At 64.9% G+C, this 5995-nt stretch carries 6 protein-coding genes; 2 read left to right on the top strand and 4 right to left on the bottom strand.

Features of this window, described 5'->3' with window-relative positions:
• Window positions 1-638, top strand: a 638-nt coding sequence (locus ABNS06_RS06410; protein WP_348673321.1) for a fatty acid desaturase, incomplete at its 5' end; no start/stop codon positions are given.
• Window positions 639-689: 51 nt separating this feature from the next.
• A complete protein-coding gene (locus tag ABNS06_RS06405) occupies window positions 690-1724 on the top strand; it encodes a hypothetical protein (protein WP_348673320.1) in 1035 nt (344 codons plus the stop codon).
• A gap of 13 nt (window positions 1725-1737) precedes the next feature.
• Here ABNS06_RS06405 and ABNS06_RS06400 read toward each other — a convergent pair whose 3' ends face one another.
• The 4 genes from ABNS06_RS06400 to ABNS06_RS06385 form a co-directional block, all read right to left on the bottom strand.
• Complete coding sequence (locus tag ABNS06_RS06400) at window positions 1738-2082, bottom strand: hypothetical protein (protein WP_348673319.1); 345 nt, start codon at window positions 2080-2082, stop codon at window positions 1738-1740.
• A gap of 235 nt (window positions 2083-2317) precedes the next feature.
• Window positions 2318-3796: a lysyl oxidase family protein gene (locus ABNS06_RS06395; RefSeq protein WP_348673317.1), complete on the bottom strand. Its 1479-nt coding sequence runs from the start codon at window positions 3794-3796 to the stop codon at window positions 2318-2320.
• 76 nt (window positions 3797-3872) lie between these two features.
• Window positions 3873-5489, bottom strand: coding sequence for an amidase family protein (locus ABNS06_RS06390; RefSeq protein WP_348673316.1), 1617 nt, complete (start codon window positions 5487-5489; stop codon window positions 3873-3875).
• Between the two features lie 57 nt (window positions 5490-5546).
• Window positions 5547-5995: hypothetical protein (locus tag ABNS06_RS06385; RefSeq protein ID WP_348673314.1), on the bottom strand; the 449-nt coding region annotated here is incomplete at its 5' end.

Below are 5995 nucleotides of genomic sequence, written 5' to 3'. Positions count from 1 at the left end.
GGCATCCGTACTACCTGCTCAATCCGTTGTGGGCATTCCTGCTCGCGGTGTTCTTCCAGTACGGGGTGGCGCTGCATGATCTGGAGGTCGAACGGTTGCGCAAGGGCAAGCGGGATCTGGGCGAGGTGAAGCGGATCGCCAAGGGCATCTGGCGCAAGACCAGCCGGCAGACGCTGAAGGACTACGTCCTGTTTCCGCTGCTGGCCGGCCCGATGGCGCCGCTGGTGTTCGCTGGCAATCTCACCGCGAATCTGACCCGAAACCTGTGGTCGTACACCATCATCTTCTGCGGTCACTTCCCGGACGGCACCCATCAGTTCCCGAAATCGGTGCTGGAGCAGGAAGGCCGTGGGCACTGGTACTACCGCCAGCTGCTGGGTTCGGCCAACCTGACCGGGGGCAAGGTGTTCCACATCCTCAGCGGCAACCTGAGCCATCAGATCGAGCATCACCTGTTCCCGACGCTGCCGGCGCATCGTTACGCGGAAATCTCCGAGGAGGTCCAGGCGATTTGCGAACGCTACGGGCTGCCGTACAACAAGGGGCCGCTGCGCAAGCAGTTCGGCACCGTGCTGAAGCGGATCGCCCGTCTGTCACTGCCGAACCGCGTGGTGGACGCATTGCCCGCCGCCGCCTGAGCCAGCGGGCCTGCTAGGCTTGCGGGCGGTGCGGACACGGGGACAGCCTGAATGACAACAACCGACGCGTTTGCCGGCTCCAGGGCCGAGGCATTGCTGGACGCCCACGTGGCCTGGATTGTCGCGCGACTCGACGATGCGTCGCTGCAAGGCGAGGTCGAGCGTCGGCTCGACTGGCTGCTGGAGGATGCGGCGAAGCTGAAACTGGAGGACGTGGTCACGGTGTCCGCGGTTCAGCAGACCGCGATTGGCTACGCTTCCGACATGACGGTTGGCGGTGCGATACCGGCGCTGGTCGGTGATATCGCGATGGCGCTGTACGACCACCCCATCCACAAGAAGACCAGGCTTGAGCAGTTGCTGCCCGACCGCCAGTTCGAAGAGCTGCTGGACAAGGTGCTTGAGCTGAAGACCTTGCGCGAAGCGGTGATTCACGAGTCCGTCAGAAACCCGATTTTCGCGAATCTGATCACCGACCTGCTGTATTCGGGCGTTCGTGACTACCTGGCGACCAGCACCAAGTTCGCCGGCAAGCTGCCCGGTGCAAAATCCGCCATGAAGCTGGGCAAGGCTTTCGTCGATCGCACCCGGCCGGAGCTCGGCAGCTCGCTGGAGGAAAGCGTCAAGGTCTACGTCAACAAGAACACGCAGGCCAGCCTCAATGCCAGCGAGCGCTATCTGCTCGACGCCTTCGAATCGGATGAGTTCCGGCAGGTCGCGCTGGACCTGTGGGACGAGAACAAGCAGACCACGCTTGCCGAGGTGCGCGAGTTCGCCGGGCAGCTGGATATCGAGGAGTTGTTCGTCATCGGTTACGAGTACTGGCAACAGCTTCGCAAGATGCCGATCTACAAGGAACTGATTGAAACCGGCATCGAGGTGTTTTTCGACACCTACCGCAAGACCACGCTGACCGCGCTGCTGGACGATATCGGCGTCACCCGCGACATGATGGTCGCCGATGCGATGCGCTTCCTGCCGAAGATCGTCGCCACACTGAAGAAGAAGCGTTTGCTGGAACCGGCGATCCGCCGCCAGCTCGAAGATTTCTACCGGTCGGACGAGGTCGCCGGAATTCTGGGCTGAACCGGATGCGGCGTCAGCGGGAGCTGCGTCGCTTCGCGGTGCGCTGGGCGGCGGCCATACGGAACCGCTCCCGCAGGCCAGACCAGAGTTCGTTCAGGGGGATGCCGGGGCCGGGCGTCAGGCTGCGGCTTTCGTGGAATCCTGACTTCGTCAGTGTCAGCAGCCAGTCATCCTCGTCATCATCATGCTCGATGCTCAGCAGTCCGGCGGCCACGAGGCGCTGGATGGCGCCGGCGAGATCGGCGTCTCGCACCACAATCTTCTTGCGAATTTCCTGCACGACCGTCCGCGCCAGCAGGCGGCCGGACGAGCCTACATGCAGGTCGCGAAACACGTGGAGGATGACCTGCTCGGCCACCTTTTCATACTCATCAGCAGCAACGCGACGCCGGTCTGGCGACGCGTCCAGCTCGAGTTTCCCTGACTCGCTCATGAACCCACCCCGGTCGCCGGCTCACGCGTTGTGCGTGTTTCGATCTGTGCAATTGCCGACGATGTTGTATTTGTTGTGCAATTCTGACTCTACAGCAGCAATCTTGACGGATTCAAACTGTATTGGTGTCGATGCGTCGATTTTCGGTGAAAGGCCGGATTCAGCGGTCGGGGACGACGTGCCGGGCTTCATCCACGACCGCGATGGTGATCTGTTCGTCCGGTAGCGGATCACGGTGTGTCGGACCCGGGTGGTCGAACACGACCTTGCGGTCATCCCAGGGGTCGGTGCCCCAGCCACGTTCCAGAATCTCCACGGTATCGCCCTGCACCTCGATGTAGGCGTAGGACACATTGTCGGTGTCGTCGGATTCCAGCACGTTGTCCATTTCGTCGACGACGGAGCGGACGACGTATCGGCCGTTGCCGTTGCCGTCGAATTCCACGTACATGCCCGGCCGCTGCCAGCGATAGACATCCCCCCAGCCTACGGACAGGCCGATGGTGCCGGCGGTGGGCGAGAAGCAGTTGTCCAGCGGCGAGTCGCCGCCCGGAGTTTCGTAACCCTGCTCGAAGCTGTACCAGTTTCCGAACAGCTGGTCGGCGGGGCAGAAGCCGGACTTGGTGCCGAGGCCGGAGGCGACCAGCGAGCCGAGTTCGTCGTCCGTTACCTTGTACAGCTCGAACTTCAGGATGAAGTCGTCGTGGAAGTGCACGTGGATCGGGTGGAACGAATACGTACCGGCAGGACGCTCGGTTTCGCTGCCGTCGCTGTAGTGCACGACCTGGGTCTTCGGGCCGATGATGGTGCGTGACAGCAGTTCGTCGGGGTGGATTTCCGCGTCCCCCGCCAGCGTGTCGGCGAGCAGTTCGAAGCGCATGTCGTACAGCCCCTTGCCGAGATTGATGGGGCCCGAGGTGAAGCGCAGACAGCGCACCGCCCCGGCACCGCCGATCGCAACCGGTGCCGCCTCGTCCACGCTGCAGGAGAACGGCGCGATGCCGGCGACTTCCAGTGGCGGGTTGATCGTGTCCGGCGGGTAGATGCCGTTGAGCGGGTTCGCCGGTGCGACGAAGCCGAACTCGTAAGGCGGCACGGTGCGCAGGTTGGGCAGCAGCGCTTCCACCGTCTCCGGCGCCGGTGGGCTCACCGACAGATCGGATTCCAGCTTGGCCCGCAGGCGGTAGGACGCCTGCGTGGCGTTGTCGGGACGGATCTGCACCATCCACAGACCGCCAGCCGGTGCGTCGACCAGGACCTCGGAGTTGAACTGGTTGAAGTTGTCGTCCTCGCCGGCGATCTCGCCGTCCGGATCAATCACGCGGATGCCGAAACTGTCCGTGCGCTCGGCGGTATCCAGCCCGACACGCAGGCGGGTGCCACCGGGTGCGACATCGATGTAGTACACCGGGCAGGGCGCATAGGTGTCGCACAGCGAGGCATCCGGAACCTGGGCGTTCAGGGTTTCGCCATCCCAGAACCAGGCCTCCTCGATGTCCAACACGCTGTCCAGCTTGGCCGGCGGCGGATCATCGACGGACCCGGTGTCCTCGGACATGGGCGCGCTGCCCGAGCAGGCGGACAACAGCACCAGCACCAAAGCAGAGGGGCGGCACAACAGGGAAGGCGGCAGGCGCATGATCATTTCCGTGAAAGAAACGTGAAGCTCCTGAGGTGCAGCAACCGCCGTGCCAGCGCGGCGGCCCGCGTGTCGGCTATGGCGGTGGATCGCCGGGAAGCTCGGGTCTCCGCCGGTGCAGGGTTGCCTGCTCGTAGGCGTAGGCGATCTCGAACAATGTGGCCTCATCCCACCGGCGCCCGAAGAACTCGATCCCGATCGGCAGCGCCGGCGAGTCGGAGGAGAAGCCGGCCGGCACGACAATGGACGGCATGGCGGTGGTGCTGCCGAATCCACAGTTGTCCCCCTGCACGAGTCCGGTGGGCCTCGCGGGCTGCTGGACCGGCGGATAGATCAGAGCGTCGAGCTCCAGCAGATCAAGCTGTTCCTGGACGTAGACATGCATGGCTTCGCGGTCGGCAAGCTGGGCCTGATAGTTCTCCGACTCGGTGTCGCGCAGCAGCAGGCTGGCGCCCACCAGGGCCTCGATGAACGGATGGACCAGGCCGCTGGTGAAGATGTCCTGGGTATTTTCGCGCGGTGCGTCGAAGCTGGCGAGATACTCGTCCATGTGGTCGGCGAATTCCTGGACGATCAGCAGTGTGGAGATGTTCATGAACTCCGGCAGCTCCACCGGATCGACGATCTCGGCCCCGGCTGCCTGGATGTCGGCGATGGCGGCCTCCATCACGGCGTTGACGTCCGTATTGCGACCGAAGCTGTCGGTGCCGCCGTAGCTGCGCAACACGCCGATGCGTTTGCCGGCCAGACCATCCTCGCGAAGAAATGCGGTGTAAGTCGCCGGCTGGATCCGCTCGGGGGCCTGCGTGCGCGCGTCGGCCGGGTCGACGCCGGCCATGGCGTCGAGCATCAGCGCCGCGTCCCGCACGGTGCGGGTGATCGGGCCACCAACATCCATGGTGTGCGACAGCGGCACCAGGCCGTCCTGCGAGACCAGACCCACCGTCGAGCGCACGCCTACCAGCCCGTTGTTGGATGGCGGCAGACGAATCGATGCGCAGGTGTCGGAGCCGGTGCCCAGCAGCGCGAAGTTCGCGGCGATCGCCGCGGCCGTCCCTCCGCTGGAGCCACCGGCGTCCATCGTGGTGTTGTAGGGCGTGCCAATCCGCTGCGACACGCTGTTGAGACTCTGGGTCCAATAAGCGAATTCGCTCATGCCGGCCTTGCCGAGAATCAGCGCGCCGGCCTCGCGCAGGCGGGCGACGGTGAATGCGTCATCCGGCGGTTGCGAGCCGGCCAGCGCCAGCGATGAGGCGGTAGTGGGAAAGTCGAAGCTGTCGTAGAGGTCCTTGAGCATCACCGGCGCGCAGTGCAGCGGGCCGACGGGTCCGCCGGCCGCGAACGCGGCGTCCAGCGCCTCCGCCTGCTCCCGCCAGGCCGGGTTGATACTGACCAGGCTGCTGATCGGCAGCCCCGTGTCCGTGCTGTTGTCCAGCGCGTCGATCCGGGCGAGGTAGCGTTCGGCGAGTTCGACGCAGGTCAGCGGGCTGTCGTCGGCATCGACCTGCTCGCCCCGGAAGGCGGCCTGCACGTCCGCCACGGTGGCTTCGAGCAGGACAAAAGGGGTCGGCGTGCCCGCCGGCGGCTCGGCGCCATCGGCGGGAGCAGGCGAATCGCCGCAGCCCGCCATGAGCGTGACGATCAGGCCGGCGCCCAGGGTCGCCTGTATTCGGGAAGGTCGTGGCGCGGGCATCAGGCGGCATCCAGGCAATGGGTTGTCCCTGCCCGGATGCAAGCCGTATGCCGGAGGTTAAGGGGCGGCGCCCGCCCGCGCCGCGTCGACCGCGGTCCGCGCCTCATCGGGCGTTTGACTGAAGTAGCTGACCCGCACCGGGTAGACCTTGCCGGCCGCGTTCTGCATGTTGCCGATGCCGCGGTATTCCTTCAGGTACCGGGAATCGAGGTCGTAGGTCAGGTGCAGCGGGTCGATGAACAGGCCGAAGACCGAGTCCAGCGACACCTTGAGGGTCATTGCCGGCCGGCCTTCAAACTCGGCCTCGCCGATTTTTTCGGCCTTGAAGGCGTAGGCGTTCAGCCTGCCCGCCGCGATGAACTGGAACTGGAGGCGCTCGCCTGACCGGAGTGTCTCCCAGTGCTCGCGCACATAGTGATCGAAGCCGGAGTCCGCGCAGGCTTCCGAGCGCGGTTCCAGCGCTTTCACGGATTCGGCGTCTTGGTCGGGCTTTTGCCGGTACAGGG

This window comes from uncultured Abyssibacter sp., assembly GCF_964000955.1.
Taxonomy (GTDB): domain Bacteria; phylum Pseudomonadota; class Gammaproteobacteria; order Nevskiales; family OUC007; genus Abyssibacter.
The sequence above is the reverse complement of the archived record's forward strand: the minus strand, read 5'-3'. Positions and strand labels throughout refer to the sequence as shown.

Coding starts and splice junctions, on each gene's coding strand:
- ABNS06_RS06405 (WP_348673320.1), top strand. CDS start 690: ATGACAACAACCGACGCGTTTGCCGGCTCCAGGGCCGAGGCATTGCTG.
- ABNS06_RS06395 (WP_348673317.1), bottom strand. CDS start 3,796: ATGCGCCTGCCGCCTTCCCTGTTGTGCCGCCCCTCTGCTTTGGTGCTG.
- ABNS06_RS06390 (WP_348673316.1), bottom strand. CDS start 5,489: ATGCCCGCGCCACGACCTTCCCGAATACAGGCGACCCTGGGCGCCGGC.